Here is a 16,036-nt window from a genome sequence, read left to right as displayed (position 1 = left end):
CTCCAGGAGAGGGTGGCGTCCGGCGGGGCGGAGGGGCAGGACGCCACCCTCATCCTGGAGCAGGCCCGGTCCGTGGTCGATCCCGTGCTCCGCGCGGCGATCGAGTCGCTGCCCAGGTCCATGCGCCGCGTCGCGCTCTACCACTTCGGGTGGGAGCACGCGGACGGCAGCCCGGCGGCGGGCAACGCGGGCAAGGCGATCCGCCCGGCCCTCGTGCTGACCGCGGCCAAGGCACTCGGCGGCCGGCAGGAGACAGCCGTACGGGCAGCCGCGGCGGTGGAGCTGGTCCACAACTTCACCCTGCTGCACGACGACGTCATGGACCGGGACACCACCCGCAGACACCGGCCCACCGCGTGGACCGTGTTCGGCGACGCCGACGCGATCCTCGCGGGGGACGCCATGCAGGCCCTGGCGTTGCGGCTGCTCGCCGAGGACCCGCACCCGGCGTCCGCCGTCGCCGCCGCCCGCCTCGCGTCCTGCGTGGTCGAGCTGTGCGAGGGGCAGCACGCGGACACGGCCATGGAGAAGCGGGGCCCCGACGAGGTCACCCTCGACGAGTGCCTCGTCATGGCCGAGGCGAAGACGGGCGCACTGCTCGGCTGCGCCTGCGCCCTCGGGGCGCTGTACGCGGGCGGCTCGGCCGAGGACGTCGAGGCGATGGACGCGTTCGGCCGGGAGGCCGGGCTCGCCTTCCAGCTCATCGACGACGTGATCGGGATATGGGGGGACCCGAGCCGTACCGGCAAACCGGCCGGGGCGGATCTGGTCGCCCGCAAGAAGTCCCTGCCCGTGGTCGCCGCACTGGCCTCCGGCACACCGGCGGCCGTCGAACTGGCCGAGTTGTACGGACTTCCGTACGACGATGCGCAGGAAGGGGCGCTGGAGAAGACCGTGCTCGCCGTCGAGCGGGCGGGCGGCCGGGACTGGGCGCAGCTCCAGGCGGCCGACCGGATGGCCCGCGCGATACACGAACTGTCCCGCGCGGTACCCGACCCGGCGGCGGCGGACGGCCTGCTGTCCCTGGCCGAGTTCGTCACCCGCCGCAGCACCTGAGGCCCCGGAGCCACCCGTGGCGGGGCGTACGGCCCTGACTCCGTACGCCCCGCCACGGCGCCCCGGCCGTCGGGTCCCGCACAGCCCCACGGTGTGCGGGGCCCGTCACGGATTCCGCACCCGTTAGGCTCAACCGCCTTAAGATCCACGGCGGTTGAGACAAAAGGGGCAGGGCCATGGGTGTGGCGATACGTACGGCGGGCGAGGACGACCGGGAACTGGTCGTCCGGCTGCTCGACGAGGCGTTCCAGGACGATCCGGTGAGCGTCTGGGTCTTCCCGGACCCGGCCCACCGCCGTGCCGCACATCCCCGGCTGATGGCCGCCTTCCTCGACATCACGCTCGCCGAGGGCCACGCCTACCTCACCGAGGACGGCACGGCATGCGCCCTGTGGCTGTCCGTCCCCGCCGACCCCCATCAGGAGAACTCCGAGAACCCGGCGAGCGAGGGTGACGATGATGCCGCCCTGCTCCGCGAGGCAGTCGATCCCGACAACGAACGCGTCGAACTGATCGGGCGGCTCACGGCCGGGATACACCCCGTCGGACGCGCCCACGAATACCTGTGGATGATCGCCGTCTCACCGGACAGCCAGGGCCGGGGGCTGGGTACCGCCCTCGTCCAGCACGTCCTCGACCGCTGCGACCGTGAGGGAGTGGCCGCCTATCTGGAGGCGAGCAGCGCCCAGGGCATCCCGCTCTACGAACGGCTCGGCTTCGACTTCCTCGACAGTCCCCTCGATCTCCCGGACGGCCCCCGGATGTGGCCCATGTGGCGCGAGCCCCGCACCGAGTCAGAGCCTCGGGCCTGAGCGAACCGGCGGGGAGCGCCCCGGGTGCTCCCGCAATACCCTGAGGGCATGGGCAGAGACGAGCACGACTGTCCCGTCTGCGGGCAGCGTGTGACCACAGTGGTACATCGGTACAAGACCCTGGGCGCATGGGTGCCGAAGTGGGTCGCCGGGCCGTGCCGGAACCCCGGGTGCGAGGCGTACGTCGATCCCGGGTCGGAGACCGAGGCCGCTTCGGGAGCCAGGGGCGGGCTGCGCGGGGCACGGCCGGGACCGTAGGTTGGGCGTATGTCCGGACCGCACATACTCCACATCACCGAACGCGCCCTCTGGGACGCGGCCCGCGAGCGAGGCGCGTACGAGATGTCGACGCGCGGCCGAACCCTCCAGGAGGAGGGCTTCATCCACTGCTCGACCCGCGCCCAGCTCCCTGCCGTGGCAGCTTTCCTGTACGGCTCCTACGACGGCCCCGACGACCTGGTGGTGCTGGTCGTGGACCCCGCGCGGCTCGACGTACCCCTGAGGTACGAGGCCCCGAAGCCGGGCGCCGAGGAGTTCCCGCACGTGTACGGCCCGATCCCGGTGGCCGCCGTGGTCGACGTCGAGGCGTGGCGGTGAGCCGTGGGGCGTGGCGGCGGGCCGTGATCGTGTGGGTCGTCGCGGTGGCCGCCGGGGGCGGCGCCACGGTGTGGCTGCGGGACTCGGCCCGGCCGCCGGAGACGCCAGGCTGGTCCAGGACGGACGACAGGGACCCGGCGCGACTGCCGCGGGGGCACGGGCCGGACCCGTGTGCGACGAAGACGCCGGAGGAGCCGACGCCGGACGCGGCCGGTGGGCCGGCCGTGGTGTGCATTTACGCGACCGCCCGCTAGGCGAGGTCGTCCAGGGCCGCTGCCGCCGGTTTCGGCAGGCCGCCCGTCTCGGGGTCGCGGCCGGTGAGGCAGTACGTGCCGCCCGCCGGGTCGCGCATGACCGTCCAGTGGGTGTGGCGGGCCACGACCGTGGCCCCCAGCCGCTCGTGGCGGGCGCTGGTCGCCCCGATGTCGGCGCAGGCCAGGTCCAGATGGGCGGAGGCGGCGGGCCGGTCGGTGCCGAGGCGGTGGAGGAGTACGCGGACCGGGAGGCCGGCCGGGGGCCGCAGGACGTGGAACTCCGGGAGCGATCCGGTGAGGGAGTCCCAGGCGGTGAGGCGCTCCCAGAAGGCGACCTCCGCGTCGTACGCGCTGGGCGGGATGTCGATGGACACCTGGTCGAGGCGGCTGCCGTCCACCACGGCGGGCCGTACCGTCTCCCCCTGCCAGGGCACGGCGCAGAACAACTGTCCGGCGGGGGAACGCAGTACGGACCAGCCGTCGTGCGCGCCGACGACCGTCGCTCCGAGCGCCGACGCCGATCCGGCGAAGGCGTCGACGTCCTCGACTGCGAGGTCGAGATGGGCGCCGCCGTTGCCTGAGGCCACCCCCTGGACCTTGACGCAGGCGTCGCCCGCGTCCGGCAGCAGGGTCACGAACTCACCCCGCTCACCTCGCGTTTCGGACACCCGGGTGCCGGTGACGGCCGTCCAGAACGCCTGGGCGGGCCCGAGGAGTCCGGCGGGCCGGTCGACGAAGGCGTAGGTCCAGCGGATGGCGTTCTCGGTGCCGGTGACGTTGCTCATGGGGCGATCGTAGAGCGGAGGGTTTCCAGGTCACCGGCGGTTTTTCCAGGGACAGGCTTTGCCCGCAGTTCGCCGTGAGTACTCCTGTGCTTGCTTCCATCGAACACATGGACCACATCACGTTCCTGGTGGCGGTCGTCATCGTGACGGCCCTGGCCTTCGACTTCACCAACGGATTCCACGACACGGCGAACGCGATGGCCACGTCGATCGCCACCGGAGCCCTGAAACCGAAGACAGCGGTTCTGATCGCCGGTGTCCTCAACATCGGTGGCGCGTTCCTGTCCACCGAGGTCGCGAAGACGATCTCCGGCGGCATCGTCGACGACACGCTCGTCAGCCCGGGGATGATCTTCGCGGGGCTGGTCGGGGCGATCCTGTGGAACCTGATGACCTGGCTCGTGGGACTGCCGTCGAGCTCCTCGCACGCCCTGTTCGGCGGGCTGATCGGCGCGGTGTGGGTGGGCGCGGGCGCCGAGGGCGTGCACTTCACCAAGGTTGTCGAGAAGGTACTGATCCCGGCGGTGGCCTCGCCGCTGGTGGCCGGAATCGCGGCGCTGATCGCCACGTACCTCGCCTACAAGCTCACGGCCCGCGCCCGCAAGGACACGGTGACCAAGGGGTTCCGGGCCGGCCAGATCGCCTCCGCCTCCCTTGTCTCCCTCGCGCACGGCACGAACGACGCGCAGAAGACCATGGGCATCATCACCCTGACCCTGATCTCCGCGGGCGCGCTCGGCCACGACGCGGGTCCGCCCGTGTGGGTGATCGCCTCGGCGGGTCTCGCCATCGGCCTCGGCACCTACCTGGGCGGCTGGCGGATCATCCGGACCATGGGCAAGGGACTGACCGAGATTCAGTCGCCGCAGGGCTTCGCGGCCGAGTCGGCGTCCACGGCCGTCATCCTCACCTCGGCCCACCTCGGGTTCGCCCTGTCCACCACCCAGGTGGCCTCGGGCAGCATCCTAGGCGCGGGTCTGGGCCGGCGGCTGGCGGAGGTGCGCTGGGGTGTCGCGGGCCGCATGGTCATGGCGTGGCTGATCACCCTGCCCGCCGCGGCACTGGTCGGCGGGGTCTCCGCGGGCGCCGTGCGGTACGGCGGCGACTTCGGCACCGTGGTCGTCGCACTGGTCGCCGCCGCGGTCGCCGCGGGCATCGTCCTCGCCGCGCGCCGCAACCCGGTGGACGCGCACAACGTGAACGAGACGCACGAGGTCAGCATCAAGTCGACGGCGCCGACGAGCGTCGGCACGGCCGCGTGAGAGAGGGAGAAGCGGAATGAAGCTGGACTGGACCGCGCTGGGCCAGGTCGCCGCGGTGAGCCTCGGGGTCACCGTCGCCGTGGTCGTCGTGTTCGCCTTCGGCGTCCTCGGACTCGCCCGGGTGGAGGGTGCGCGCGAGAATGACGGAAGTACCCACGCGCTTGGGTTCGCCCAGGCGGGGCTGTGCTTCCTGGCGTGTGCGGCGGTGGTCGCGTACGGCATCTATCTGATCGTGCCGCAGTTCCACTGACGACCACTGACTACCGCCGCCCAATATTGCCCGATACTGACTGTTATTTGATCTCCATCGACTATTTGTGCCGATGTTGATGCCAAGGAGGCCGACGGTATGACACCCCTGATGTCCGGACTGAAGGTCGACTACACCGACCACGACGAGCCCGTCCTCATCCGCCCGGACGGCAGCCCGGTCGAGACCTGGCGCGAGAACTACCCGTACCCCGAGCGCATGGACCGCAGGGAGTACGAGCTGCACAAGCGGCTCCAGCAGATCGAGCTGCTCAAGCTGCAGAGCTGGATCAAGCAGACCGGCCGCCGGCTGGTCGTCGTCTTCGAGGGCCGGGACGCGGCCGGCAAAGGCGGCACGATCAAGCGCTTCACGGAGCATCTCAACCCGCGCGGCGCCCGCGTGGTCGCCCTGGAGAAGCCCACCGAACGCGAACGCGGCCAGTGGTACTTCCAGCGGTACGTCGAACACCTCCCGACCGCGGGCGAGATAGTCCTCTTCGACCGCTCCTGGTACAACCGGGCCGGGGTGGAACGCGTCATGGGCTTCTGCTCGGACGACGAGTACCGCCGCTTCACGCGCCAGGCTCCGCTGTTCGAACGCATGCTCGTCGATGACGGTGTCGACCTGATCAAGTTCTGGTTCTCGGTCTCCCAGAGCGAACAGCGCACTCGTTTCACGATCCGTCAGGTCGACCCCGTACGGCAGTGGAAGCTGAGCCCCATGGACCTCGCCTCCCTGGACCGCTGGGACGACTACACGGCGGCCAAGGTCGCCATGTTCCGTGAGACGGACACCGAACAGGCCCCCTGGACGGTGGTGAAGAGCAACGACAAGAAGCGGGCGCGGGTGGAGGCCATGCGCAGCGTCCTGGCCCGCTTCGACTACACCGGCAAGGACGATGAGGTCGTCGGCAGCCCGGACCCGAGCATCGTGGGCTCGGCTGCGAACCTGCTGGAGGCCGGGGAGGACGACGACGGCATGTGACCGCCGTCCCGGCCCGCGGCGGCCGGCACGCCCTGCGTGGCAGAGGGCATGGGAAAAGGCATGGAAAAGGGCCGGTCAGCCTTCGACCGGCCCTTTGAAGTGGGCCTGCGTCAGGCCTTCTTCGGAAGCTCCTCGGCGGCGTCGCCAGTCGATGGCGCATTGCTCAGCGCGGCGGTGGGTCTTGCAGTACTGGCCGAGCTCGCTCAAGGGCAGGCGGGATCGGCGATGACGCGTCGGCAGGCGCGGTCTTCCACGCGGGTCACCGGGCGTCGAGAAGGCTATGACCTTGGAAGCCAGGCCTGTCGCCTTCCGGGCCTTGCCTCTGACTTGACGGGTGACCAGGAACCGAGCATTTCGCGACGACGCCGAACACCGGCCAACGCCCCGGTCGGCCGACTGCCCTGTGTGGCGCCAGGCAGCTGGCCTGCGAGCGAAGCGAACCACGCGACGCTATTTGAACAGGGCGCTTGCCTGAACAGCGGACGGGTGTCGCACCCCCGTCGTAGGCTCTTGGATGACTTGCGGAACTGAAAATCCATTGCGCTCGTCGTTGCCTCGTGCAGGTGTGCTGCGCTTCCGTCCCGCAGGCAGTCGAGGCATCAGATTTGGGGGGTACACATGGCACTGATAAAGACGCTCGTGTGTCTGGCAAATTCCCGCAAGCTTTTGGGCCGGTGTGTGGCAGGCATGGTTGACGACGATTCAGGGGAGTGGCAGTAATTATCGAACGGGCGAAGACCCCAACGGGCGGTAGGCGATGACGCCTCATACAGTATTCACTGTCGGCCACTCCACGCACAGCAGCTCGGATTTCCTGAGTCTACTGCAAAAGCATGGAATTACGGCGGTCGCCGATGTGCGGTCGATTCCCGTCAGCCGATTCACGCCCCAGTTCAACCGATACGCCGTGGAGCGCATGCTGTCTGACGTCGACATCAAGTACGTCTTTCTGGGAAAGGAACTGGGCGCGCGCACCGAAGACCTCACCTGCTATATCGACGGACGGGTGCGGTACGACCTTCTTGCCCGGACCTCGGATTTCGCCAGCGGCATCAAACGCCTGCTGAAGGGTTCGCAGAGCGAGCGAATCGCTGTCATGTGTACCGAACAGGAACCACTCGACTGCCACCGTTGCGTGCTCGTCGCGCGGGTCCTCGAAGGGGACGGGATCGCTGTCGAACACATTCATGGCGACGGGCACATCGAGGACCATGCCTCGGCAATGCGACGCCTAATGGCTAATTTCGGATTGGATCAGGAAGATCTTTTCCGCACCTTGGCCGAGCGCCTCCAAGACGCTCTCGACCGTCAGGAACAGCGGATCGCTTATGTCAATGAGGAACTTCGCATCGACGGGACATCGGAAAGATGAAACTCTATACCATCGGGTTTACGAAAAAGTCCGCCGAAAAGTTCTTCGAGCTGTTGCGTGAAGCTGGAGTTACAGCGCTGGTCGACGTTCGACTGAACAACGTCTCGCAGCTGTCCGGTTTCGCCAAACGTGATGATCTCAGGTACTTCTTGGGCGAGATTTGCGGTGCGCAGTACAGTCACCGTACCGAGCTGGCCCCGACCAAGGACATGCTGGATGCCTACAAGAAGCGGGATATCGGCTGGGCTGCCTACGAAGGAAGATTCCTCGAATTGATGAAGGTGCGTCAGATCGAGGACACCGTCCGGCGGGAATCGCTCGACAACGCAGTCCTGCTCTGCAGTGAGGACAATGCACATCACTGTCACCGCCGGTTGGTCGCGGAATATCTCGCACAGAAGTGGGGTGACGTCACCATCGAGCACCTGGTGTGAGCGGAGGCACTGTGGTCCATCGGCGGAGCGAGCGTCAAGCAGGTCCAGCTGGTCTGGTCCTCGGCCACGCAACCGCCGTCATCACGCTGCGGATCTACGCGCACCTGTGGCCGGGCGAAAAAGACCGCACCCGGTCCGTCATGGACGCCGTTCTCGGCGGCCTGCGGACCGGGTGCGGACAGGTAGGCGATGTGACCCGCGAAAGCGCAGGTCAGGCGGCCTAGCCATAGATCAGGCCTTCTTCGTCTCCCAGAAGATCTTGTCGATCTGGGCGATGTAGTCCAGCGCCTTCTGGCCCGTCGCCGGGTCGGCGGACGCCTTGGCGGCCGAGAGGGCCTTCAGGGCGTCGTTGACGAGCTGGTGCAGCTCCGGGTACTTCTCGAAGTGCGGCGGCTTGAAGTAGTCGCTCCACAGGACCGAGACGTGGTGCTTGGCGAGCTCTGCGCGCTGCTCCTTGATGACGGTGGCGCGCGCCTGGAAGTGCGGGTCGTCGTTGGCGGCCATCTTGTCCTGCACGGCCTTCACCGACTCCGCCTCGATGCGGGCCTGGGCCGGGTCGTACACGCCGCAGGGCAGGTCGCAGTGGGCGCTGACCTTGACCTTGGGGGCAAACAGGCGGGAAAGCATGGAGCGTTCCTTCCTCGTGATCGTCTTCTCAGGTTGGACATTACTCCCTGGGAGAGGGGTTTTCGCGAGTGCCCCCATGGGCTTAGGACAAAAGTAGGGAGTCAGACTGGGACTGGTGGAGGATGGACCGGGGAGGTGCCGGGATGCCGGAGCTGTCGCAGGAGAGCGAACAGGGAAGCGAACGCGGAAGCGAACCTGAGAGCGAGCACGGGAGTGAGCGCGGAGGGGTCGCGAAGCTCTTCGGCTGGGTCGCCGTGACGGGGCCGTCGATGGTGCCCACGCTGTACCACGGCGACTTCCTCGTGGTGCTGTACGGGAACCGGGTCAGGGTCGGTGACATCGTCGTCCTGCGCCATCCGTTCCAGCAGGACCTGCTGGTCGTCAAGCGGGCGGCGGAGCGCCGTGAGGGCGGCTGGTGGGTGCTCGGGGACAACTCCTTCGCCGGCGGCGACAGCACCGACTACGGCACCGTGCCGCACGAGCTGATCCTCGGCCGGGTCCGGTTCCGTTATCGGCCGCTCAAGCCCGGTCAGCGCTCGCCGCTGACGCTGCTGCGCTGGGCGGTGTCGGCCGCCAGGCCCGTCTTCTCGGACCGGTCCGCCTCCAGGCGTTTGCGGGCGCGGTAGGCGGCCACGTTGGCCCGGGTCGCGCAGCGGTCGGAGCAGTAGCGGCGGGAGCGGTTCGTCGAGGTGTCGAGGTAGGCGTTGCGGCACGGCGGGGCCTCGCACAGGCCCAGGCGGTCCACGCCGTACTCGGTGAGGTGGAAGGCCAGACCCATCGCGGCGATGGCCGCGTAACCGGCGGTCGCGTTCGACGGGTGGTCGGCCAGGTGCATGTGCCACAGCGGCCTGCCGTCGTCGTCCCGGAAGTCGTGCCCCGAGATCTGCGGGCTTACCGGGAACTCCAGCAGGAGCGAGTTCAGCAGGTCCACAGAGAGCGTCTCGTCGCCCGTGTCGGCCGCCTCGAAGACCGCGCGCAGGCGAGCCCGTACGGAGCGGAACCGGGTCACGTCGGCGTCGGTGGCGCGGCGGCCGGCCTGCTGGTTGGCGCCGAAGAGCTCGCGGACGGCGTCGATCGAGGTCAGCGAGTCCTTTCCGCGCGCCGGTTCCTCGGTGTTGACGAGGCGCACGGCATAGTCCGAGTAATAGGCCAGTTCCACTTGTAGTCCTTACGGGGGCGCTCTATGGTCGTGGATGCGAGGAAGTAACGGCTGACGGTGCTTCCAGGGTATTACGCATGCGTTCGAAGCGGGCGAGTGAGCGACTGAGCGGCCTAGCGGGCTAGCGGCCTACGGGAGGGGTTCTCCATGACCACCACTACCGGTACCACTGACACCTCCGGGACAGACGCCGGAACCGACTGGAATGCCTGGCAGGTGAGCTGGGACCGGCAGCAGGAGTGGTACATGCCGGACCGTGAGGAACGGTTCCGGATCATGCTCGACATGGTCGAGGCCCTCGTCGGCCCCGCCCCGCGCGTGCTCGACCTCGCGTGCGGCACGGGCAGTATCACGGCGCGGCTGCTCGACCGGTTCCCTCAGGCCACCAGCACCGGCGTCGACCTCGACCCGGCGCTCCTCGCCATCGCCGAGGGCACCTTCGCGGGCGACGACCGCGTCACCCTCGTCACGGCCGACCTCAAGGACCCGCGGTGGGCCAGCGGGCTGCCGTACGACTCGTACGACGCCGTGCTGACCGCCACCGCCCTGCACTGGCTGCACAGCGAACCTCTCGCGGACCTCTACGGCCGGATCGCGGAGCTGGTCCGCGACGGCGGTCTGTTCATGAACGCGGACCACATGATCGACGACAGCACGCCCCGGATCAACGCGGCGGAACGCGCACTGCGCCACACCCGTATGGATCAGGTCAAACACGGCGATGCCGTCGACTGGGCGGAATGGTGGCGACTCGCCGCCCAGGACCCCGTCCTCGCCGGGCCGACCGCCCGCCGTTTCGAGATCTACGGCGAGCACGCCGACGGCGACATGCCCTCCGCCGCCTGGCACGCGCGCGTGCTGCGCGAGAAGGGCTTCGCGGAGGCGCGTCCGGTGTGGTGCTCGCCGTCGGACGCACTGGTGCTGGCGCTCAAGTAGGCGCAAGGGGGCGGCGATCGGAGAAGGACGAAAGGTCGCCAGCTTTTTACTTGCGTAAAAATGCACATTCCGTTGAAGATCTTCCTCTGGGGGAACGACTTCCGTGCTTTCTCCAAGGTGAACGAGGGAAGGTGCATTGTGCGACTTAAGATGGCGACCACTGCGGCGGCGGCAGCGTGTGCAGTTGTGACGTTTGCCGGACTGGTGACGGCGCCTGCGGCGTATGCCGAGTCCGGCAAGGGTGGGTGCAACTCCTTTTCGGACGTGGACACCTTCCCCAACGATGACACCGTGATCCTCTGGAAGTCCTGCATCAGCGAGAAGGCCACGCGAGTGGGGCATCCCTACGCGTTCGTCTCCATGGGGAAGAGTCACCCGACCTGCAACATCATCATCAGGGTCCTCACGGTCGGCGAGAAGATCGTGTCCAAGAAGACCTACCCCTGCCCGAGCGGGAAGGTGATCAACAAGCAGTACACGGGCAACGACTTCCACGGCACGGGGGAGTTCACGACGTGGGTGACGATGGACAAGATCCATACGGAAGCCAACCTGTCGCCGCGTAGCCCCTGGCTGAATCTGAAGTGATCCGGATACGGCGGATGCCGCCCACCCGTCAACGGGTGGGCGGCATCCGGCTTTGGGGGAATCCCCCGATTTTCAGAGGACCTTCGACAGGAACGACTGCGTGCGCTCGTGCTGCGGGTTCGTCAGGACGTCGCGTGGGTTGCCGGATTCGACGACCACGCCGCCGTCCATGAAGACCAGGCTGTCGCCCACCTCGCGGGCGAAGCCCATCTCGTGGGTGACGACGACCATCGTCATGCCGGACTCGGCCAGGTCGCGCATGACGTCGAGGACGTCACCGACCAGCTCCGGGTCCAGGGCCGAGGTCGGCTCGTCGAACAGCATCAGCTTCGGGTCCATCGCCAGGGCCCGGGCGATCGCGACGCGCTGCTGCTGGCCGCCGGAGAGCTGCGAGGGGTAGTTGCCCGCCTTGTCGGCCAGGCCCACGCGCTCCAGGAGCTGACCCGCGCGCTCACGGGCCTGCGCCTTGCTCACGCCCTTGACCTGGATCGGCGCCTCCATGACGTTCTCCAGCGCCGTCATGTGCGGGAACAGGTTGAAGCGCTGGAACACCATGCCGATGTCCCGCCGCTTCAGCGCGACCTCGCTGTCCTTCAGCTCGTACAGCTTGTCGCCCTTCTGGCGGTAGCCGACCAGCTCCCCGTCGACGTACAGGCGCCCGGCGTTGATCTTCTCCAGGTGGTTGATGCACCTGAGGAACGTCGACTTGCCGGAGCCGGAGGGGCCGATCAGGCAGAACACCTCGCCCGACTTCACCTCAAGGTCTATGCCCTTGAGGACCTCGACGGGGCCGAAGGACTTGTGGACGCCCTCCGACTTGACCATCGAGACGGCTGTGGACCCGGAAGGCTTGTCTTCGACCTTTTCCGTGTTCATGGTCATTGCCTCCGGCCTGCGAGGGACAGCACGTTCGCCTTGATCTTCTGGAATGGAGTGGGCGCGAGCGTACGGCTGGAACCGCGCGCGTAGTACCGCTCGATGTAGTACTGGCCGACGCTGAAGATCGAGGTGAGGATCAGGTACCAGGCCGCGGCGAGGAACAGCATCTCCGCCGGGGCGCCGGACGTCTGGCCGATGTCCTGGGCCACGCGCAGCAGTTCCGAGTACTGGATCACCGAGACCAGCGAGGTCGTCTTCAGCATGTTGATGACCTCGTTGCCCGTGGGCGGCACGATCACCCGCATCGCCTGCGGGATCACGATCCGGCGCAGGGTCTTGCTGTGGCTCATGCCGAGGGCGTGGCTGGCCTCCGTCTGGCCCTCGTCGACCGCGAGCAGGCCGGCGCGGCAGATCTCGGCCATGTACGCGGCCTCGTTCAGACCAAGGCCCAGCAGCGCCGTCAGCAGCGGCGTCATGAAGCTGGACCAGTAGTCCTTGTAGATCGGCCCGAGGTTGATGTACTCGAAGACCAGGCCCAGGTTGAACCAGACGATGAGCTGGACCAGGACCGGTGTACCGCGGAAGAACCAGATGTAGAACCACGCGATGGACGAGGTCACGGGGTTCTTCGACAGGCGCATCACGGCCAGCAGGATGCCGCCGAAGACGCCGATCAGCATGGCCAGCACGGTCAGCATGAGCGTCTTGCCCACACCGCCGAGGATGCGGTCGTTGAAGAAGTAATCGGGGATCGCACCCCAGTTGATCTTGCCTTGCGAGAACGCGTAGACGATCGAGGCGAAGACCGCGATCGCGATCACGGCCGAGACGTACCGCCCGTAGTGCCGGACCGGGATGGCCTTGATGGCCTCCGGTCCGGCCGGGGGAGTGTCCGCCGGTCCCGTCGTCTTGTCGATGTCAACAGTCACGGGTGTTGCCTTTCAGTGCCCGTAGCTTCCGTGAGCTTCGGTCACTTGCCGCCGTTGACGACGGCCGAGGTGACGGCGCCGTCCTGGACGCCCCACTTGGCGATGATCTTGGCGTACTCGCCGTTCTTGATGATCGCGTCGAGCGCGTCCTTCAGGGCGTCCCGGAGCTGCGTGTTCGTCTTGTCGATCGCGATGCCGTACGGCGCCGCCTCGACCTGCTCGCCGACGACCTGGAAGTCCTTGCCGCCGCCCGAGGTCTTCACCGCGTACGCCGTGACCGGGAAGTCGGAGGAGCCGGCGTCCGCGCCGCCCGCGCGCACCCGGGTCTGGGCCTGCTGGTCGTTGTCGTATGACTCGATGGCGATCTTCTTGCCGCCCGTGCACTTCTTGTTCTCGGCCTTGGCGAGGTCCTCGGAGACCGTGCCGCGCTGCACCGCGATCTTCTTGCCGCACAGGTCGGCCCAGGTCTTGATGCCCTGGTCGTTGCCCTGCTTGGTGTAGATCGAGACACCGGCGGTGAAGTAGTCGACGAAGTCGACGCCCTCGCCGACCTTCTTGCCGTTCTCGGTGCCGTTCTGGCGGTCCTTGGTGTCGGTCATCGCGGACATGGCGATGTCGTACCGCTTGGAGCGCAGACCCGTGATCAGGGTGTCGAAGGTGCCGTTCTGGAACTCGAACTTCACCCCGAGCTGCTTGCCCATGGCGGCGGCGATGTCCGGGTCGATGCCGACCGTCTTGCCGGAGGCGTCCTTGAACTCGACGGGCGCGTACGCGATGTCCGAGCCGACGGTGACGACGCCCTTGTCCCGGATCGCCTGGGGCAGCTTGGAGGCCAGCGGGGCGGAGCTCGTCGAGGCGCTCCCCGACTCCTTGCTCTTGGTCTGGTCACCGCATCCGGTGAGCAGCAGTGCGCCCGCGACCGCGATCGCACCGACCGCTGCTAGCCGGTTCCGCGCGGCGGTGGTACGAAGGGTGGAGCTTGCGGTCATGGTGGGTTCCTCCGGCGGGTGGATGGTGTGCCATTGGGGCCGGGGCCCGCCCAGGGGGCGGACGGTGCCGGCGGGGTCGGGTCGACTGGTGCACACGTCTTTGAGTGTCGCGACCTTGTGTGATTACGGCATCTTGCCATTCGGACGGAGGCATTCAGACGACCGGCCATGTCAAAATCGGATAACGGGTGACGCCCGTAAGTGTCAGGTCGGTTCACCAGAGCCGGACCTTCCCGGATCTTCTGCGGAAATCATTCGTTCGGGCCGGAGGATCTTCGGCGTATCTCGCCAGGTGAACGGTGGTTGCATCCGTACGCCCGACCGCGTGAGGGCGTCATCCCGACTCGTGGTCCGACGGGGTTCTTACTGGGTTCCGACCGGGTTCCCGGCCGGGTTGCGACTGGGTCTCGTCCCGATCCCGGCTCGATCCCGGCTCGCATCAGGGTCGGTCCCGGGCCGGTCCCGATCGGTGCCCGGCTGGATCCCGACACGGTGGCCGGTTCGTTCGCCGAGTCGTTCGATGATTCGCCTCTCGATTTGATCGATCGTGCCCGGGTATGTGGTCATGTGTGGTGATGAGTCAGGTCGCCCGCGTGTGACCTTGGCGCCATCAGGTCGTCCGTGGTGTCCTCCGTCCGGTAAGAAGGTTGTTCACAACCCCTCATCAGGGGCTCAGGGCGCGTGTGCGGCGCGCCCGTCGCGCTCGTGCCCGTGCGCATCACCACCGGGGCCTTGCGCGGTGCCCGCCCACCCCTCACCAGGAGTGGCCACCCTCAAACCGTGAAGACTTAAGGGGTAAAACAAAGTGGCAGCGGAGATCGTCAATCCTCGCAGCGACATCGACACGGACAGCGACGCCGGTGATTTCGACCCGGCGTTCGCCCTTCACCGGGGCGGCAAGATGGCCGTGCAGGCCACCGTGCCGATCCGGGACAAGGACGACCTGTCCCTCGCGTACACGCCCGGTGTGGCCCGGGTGTGCACCGCCATCGCCGAGCAGCCCGACCTCGTCAACGACTACACCTGGAAGTCGTCGGTCGTCGCGGTCGTGACGGACGGTACGGCGGTGCTCGGACTCGGGGACATCGGCCCCGAGGCCTCCCTTCCCGTGATGGAGGGCAAGGCGATCCTGTTCAAGCAGTTCGGCGGGGTCGACGCGGTCCCGATCGCGCTGGCCTGCACGGGCGTTGACGAGATCGTCGAGACGGTCGTCCGGCTGGCGCCGTCCTTCGGCGGGGTCAACCTGGAGGACATCTCGGCACCGCGGTGCTTCGAGATCGAGCGGCAGCTCCAGGAACGGCTGGACATCCCGGTCTTCCACGACGACCAGCACGGTACGGCGGTCGTGACGCTGGCTGCCCTGCGCAACGCCGCGCGGTTCACCGGACGGGAGCTCGGGGAGCTGCGCGGGGTGATCTCGGGCGCGGGTGCGGCGGGCGTCGCCATCGCGAAGTTCCTCCTGGAGGCGGGGCTCGGCGATGTCGCCGTCGCCGACCGCAAGGGCATCGTCTCGGCGGACCGGGACGACCTCACGCCGGTCAAGCGTGAGCTGGCCGAGCTGACCAACAAGGCTGGTTTGAAGGGTTCGTTGGAAGACGCCCTCGCGGGTGCCGACGTGTTCATCGGCGTCTCCGGCGGTACGGTCCCGGAGGCGGCGGTAGCCTCCATGGCCAAGGACGCGTTCGTGTTCGCGATGGCCAACCCTGACCCTGAGGTGCACCCCGATGTGGCGCACAAGTACGCGGCGGTCGTCGCGACCGGGCGCTCGGACTACCCGAACCAGATCAACAACGTGCTGGCTTTTCCGGGGATCTTCGCGGGGGCCTTGCAGGTGCGGGCTTCGCGGATCACGGAGGGGATGAAGATCGCGGCGGCGGATGCGTTGGCCGCTGTCGTGGGTGAGGATCTTGCCGCCGACTATGTGATTCCGTCGCCGTTCGATGAGCGGGTTGCGCCGGCGGTGACTGCGGCGGTTGCCGCGGCGGCTCGGGCTGAGGGGGTTGCTCGCCGCTGAGGGTGGCTGCGCCGCTGAGGTGGCGTGAGGGGGTGGCTCCGTCCGGTGGTTGTGGCGGGGCCATTCCTTTTTCGCCCCCGCCGCCCCTTCCCGTCCCGTCCCTGGGGGC

Annotated in this window: 19 protein-coding genes and 1 pseudogene; 14 read left to right on the top strand and 6 right to left on the bottom strand. The window is 67.9% G+C overall.

The window, feature by feature from the left end:
* Positions 1-12: 12 nt before the first annotated feature.
* From AOK08_RS33245 to AOK08_RS33230, 4 genes are all read left to right on the top strand, one after another.
* Positions 13-1,056, top strand: a complete 1,044-nt coding sequence (locus AOK08_RS33245; protein WP_241827195.1) for a family 2 encapsulin nanocompartment cargo protein polyprenyl transferase — start codon at positions 13-15, stop codon at positions 1,054-1,056.
* Between the two features lie 176 nt (positions 1,057-1,232).
* On the top strand, positions 1,233-1,868 hold the full coding sequence (locus AOK08_RS33240; RefSeq protein ID WP_055532939.1) for a GNAT family N-acetyltransferase: 636 nt from the start codon (positions 1,233-1,235) through the stop codon (positions 1,866-1,868).
* Positions 1,869-2,135: 267 nt separating this feature from the next.
* Positions 2,136-2,465, top strand: coding sequence for a DUF952 domain-containing protein (locus AOK08_RS33235; RefSeq protein ID WP_055532938.1), 330 nt, complete (start codon positions 2,136-2,138; stop codon positions 2,463-2,465).
* Positions 2,462-2,719, top strand: a complete 258-nt coding sequence (locus AOK08_RS33230; RefSeq protein ID WP_157876888.1) for a hypothetical protein — start codon at positions 2,462-2,464, stop codon at positions 2,717-2,719. Before AOK08_RS33235 ends, AOK08_RS33230 begins: the two co-directional genes overlap by 4 nt.
* Here the strand turns inward: AOK08_RS33230 and AOK08_RS33225 are convergent.
* Positions 2,716-3,504: a VOC family protein gene (locus AOK08_RS33225; RefSeq protein WP_055532935.1), complete on the bottom strand. Its 789-nt coding sequence runs from the start codon at positions 3,502-3,504 to the stop codon at positions 2,716-2,718. The genes AOK08_RS33230 and AOK08_RS33225 overlap by 4 nt on opposite strands.
* A 107-nt stretch (positions 3,505-3,611) precedes the next feature.
* Here AOK08_RS33225 and AOK08_RS33220 point away from each other — a divergent pair, with 107 nt between their 5' ends.
* The 6 genes and pseudogenes from AOK08_RS33220 to AOK08_RS48755 form a co-directional block, all read left to right on the top strand.
* Complete coding sequence (locus tag AOK08_RS33220; RefSeq protein WP_055532934.1) at positions 3,612-4,766, top strand: inorganic phosphate transporter; 1,155 nt, start codon at positions 3,612-3,614, stop codon at positions 4,764-4,766.
* A gap of 16 nt (positions 4,767-4,782) precedes the next feature.
* A complete protein-coding gene (locus AOK08_RS33215) occupies positions 4,783-5,016 on the top strand; it encodes a hypothetical protein (protein WP_055532933.1) in 234 nt (77 codons plus the stop codon).
* Positions 5,017-5,115: 99 nt separating this feature from the next.
* Positions 5,116-6,000 carry a polyphosphate kinase 2 gene (gene ppk2 / locus AOK08_RS33210; protein WP_055532932.1) on the top strand — a complete coding sequence of 295 codons (885 nt, stop codon included), beginning with the start codon at positions 5,116-5,118 and terminating at the stop codon, positions 5,998-6,000.
* Positions 6,001-6,757: 757 nt separating this feature from the next.
* Positions 6,758-7,372 carry a DUF488 domain-containing protein gene (locus AOK08_RS33205; RefSeq protein ID WP_055532931.1) on the top strand — a complete coding sequence of 205 codons (615 nt, stop codon included), beginning with the start codon at positions 6,758-6,760 and terminating at the stop codon, positions 7,370-7,372.
* The gene (locus AOK08_RS33200; protein WP_055532930.1) at positions 7,369-7,806 is read left to right on the top strand and encodes a DUF488 domain-containing protein; all 438 of its coding nucleotides are present in this window, start codon (positions 7,369-7,371) and stop codon (positions 7,804-7,806) included. Before AOK08_RS33205 ends, AOK08_RS33200 begins: the two co-directional genes overlap by 4 nt.
* Positions 7,807-7,827: 21 nt before the next feature.
* Positions 7,828-8,030, top strand: a pseudogene (locus tag AOK08_RS48755) (tyrosine-type recombinase/integrase); the annotation flags it as partial.
* Positions 8,031-8,037: 7 nt separating this feature from the next.
* On the opposite strand, the gene sodN reads toward AOK08_RS48755, so the two are convergent.
* Positions 8,038-8,433 carry a superoxide dismutase, Ni gene (sodN, locus tag AOK08_RS33195; protein ID WP_055532928.1) on the bottom strand — a complete coding sequence of 132 codons (396 nt, stop codon included), beginning with the start codon at positions 8,431-8,433 and terminating at the stop codon, positions 8,038-8,040.
* Between the two features lie 143 nt (positions 8,434-8,576).
* Here sodN and sodX point away from each other — a divergent pair, with 143 nt between their 5' ends.
* Complete coding sequence (gene sodX, locus AOK08_RS33190; RefSeq protein WP_079054418.1) at positions 8,577-9,059, top strand: nickel-type superoxide dismutase maturation protease; 483 nt, start codon at positions 8,577-8,579, stop codon at positions 9,057-9,059.
* Here the strand turns inward: sodX and AOK08_RS33185 are convergent.
* Entirely contained in the window at positions 8,963-9,592 is a 630-nt protein-coding gene (locus AOK08_RS33185) for a CGNR zinc finger domain-containing protein (RefSeq protein ID WP_055532927.1), read from the bottom strand. The genes sodX and AOK08_RS33185 overlap by 97 nt on opposite strands.
* Before the next feature lie 147 nt (positions 9,593-9,739).
* On the opposite strand from AOK08_RS33185, the gene AOK08_RS33180 reads away from it, so the two are divergent.
* Both AOK08_RS33180 and AOK08_RS46110 read left to right on the top strand, forming a co-directional pair.
* A complete protein-coding gene (locus AOK08_RS33180; RefSeq protein ID WP_055532926.1) occupies positions 9,740-10,528 on the top strand; it encodes a class I SAM-dependent methyltransferase in 789 nt (262 codons plus the stop codon).
* Between the two features lie 72 nt (positions 10,529-10,600).
* A complete protein-coding gene (locus tag AOK08_RS46110) occupies positions 10,601-11,116 on the top strand; it encodes a hypothetical protein (RefSeq protein ID WP_157876887.1) in 516 nt (171 codons plus the stop codon).
* 72 nt (positions 11,117-11,188) lie between these two features.
* Here the strand turns inward: AOK08_RS46110 and AOK08_RS33170 are convergent, their stop codons facing one another.
* The 3 genes from AOK08_RS33170 to AOK08_RS33160 are packed head-to-tail and all read right to left on the bottom strand — an operon-like array spanning position 11,189 to position 13,913.
* Entirely contained in the window at positions 11,189-11,992 is an 804-nt protein-coding gene (locus AOK08_RS33170) for an amino acid ABC transporter ATP-binding protein (RefSeq protein WP_055532924.1), read from the bottom strand.
* A 2-nt stretch (positions 11,993-11,994) separates the two neighbouring features.
* Complete coding sequence (locus AOK08_RS33165) at positions 11,995-12,924, bottom strand: amino acid ABC transporter permease (protein WP_055532923.1); 930 nt, start codon at positions 12,922-12,924, stop codon at positions 11,995-11,997.
* A gap of 41 nt (positions 12,925-12,965) precedes the next feature.
* Positions 12,966-13,913 carry an ABC transporter substrate-binding protein gene (locus AOK08_RS33160; RefSeq protein ID WP_055532921.1) on the bottom strand — a complete coding sequence of 316 codons (948 nt, stop codon included), beginning with the start codon at positions 13,911-13,913 and terminating at the stop codon, positions 12,966-12,968.
* Positions 13,914-14,718: 805 nt separating this feature from the next.
* Between AOK08_RS33160 and AOK08_RS33155 the strand changes: the two genes are divergently transcribed.
* Entirely contained in the window at positions 14,719-15,927 is a 1,209-nt protein-coding gene (locus tag AOK08_RS33155; protein WP_055532920.1) for an NAD(P)-dependent malic enzyme, read from the top strand.
* Positions 15,928-16,036: the final 109 nt, after the last annotated feature.

The sequence above is a fragment of the Streptomyces graminilatus genome (assembly GCF_001418565.1).
GTDB classification, from domain to species: domain Bacteria; phylum Actinomycetota; class Actinomycetes; order Streptomycetales; family Streptomycetaceae; genus Streptomyces; species Streptomyces graminilatus.
Note: the sequence above shows the minus strand (reverse complement) of the source record. Positions and strands in the feature narration are given on the sequence as shown.

Excerpts from the sequence above, each read along its gene's own strand:
- AOK08_RS33215 (WP_055532933.1), top strand. The coding sequence starts at position 4,783 with ATGAAGCTGGACTGGACCGCGCTGGGCCAGGTCGCCGCGGTGAGCCTC.
- AOK08_RS33225 (WP_055532935.1), bottom strand. The coding sequence starts at position 3,504 with ATGAGCAACGTCACCGGCACCGAGAACGCCATCCGCTGGACCTACGCC.
- sodX (WP_079054418.1), top strand. The coding sequence starts at position 8,577 with ATGCCGGAGCTGTCGCAGGAGAGCGAACAGGGAAGCGAACGCGGAAGC.
- AOK08_RS33180 (WP_055532926.1), top strand. The coding sequence starts at position 9,740 with ATGACCACCACTACCGGTACCACTGACACCTCCGGGACAGACGCCGGA.
- AOK08_RS33160 (WP_055532921.1), bottom strand. The coding sequence starts at position 13,913 with ATGACCGCAAGCTCCACCCTTCGTACCACCGCCGCGCGGAACCGGCTA.
- sodN (WP_055532928.1), bottom strand. The coding sequence starts at position 8,433 with ATGCTTTCCCGCCTGTTTGCCCCCAAGGTCAAGGTCAGCGCCCACTGC.
- AOK08_RS33240 (WP_055532939.1), top strand. The coding sequence starts at position 1,233 with ATGGGTGTGGCGATACGTACGGCGGGCGAGGACGACCGGGAACTGGTC.
- AOK08_RS33200 (WP_055532930.1), top strand. The coding sequence starts at position 7,369 with ATGAAACTCTATACCATCGGGTTTACGAAAAAGTCCGCCGAAAAGTTC.
- AOK08_RS33220 (WP_055532934.1), top strand. The coding sequence starts at position 3,612 with ATGGACCACATCACGTTCCTGGTGGCGGTCGTCATCGTGACGGCCCTG.
- AOK08_RS33170 (WP_055532924.1), bottom strand. The coding sequence starts at position 11,992 with ATGAACACGGAAAAGGTCGAAGACAAGCCTTCCGGGTCCACAGCCGTC.
- AOK08_RS33205 (WP_055532931.1), top strand. The coding sequence starts at position 6,758 with ATGACGCCTCATACAGTATTCACTGTCGGCCACTCCACGCACAGCAGC.
- AOK08_RS33235 (WP_055532938.1), top strand. The coding sequence starts at position 2,136 with ATGTCCGGACCGCACATACTCCACATCACCGAACGCGCCCTCTGGGAC.
- ppk2 (WP_055532932.1), top strand. The coding sequence starts at position 5,116 with ATGACACCCCTGATGTCCGGACTGAAGGTCGACTACACCGACCACGAC.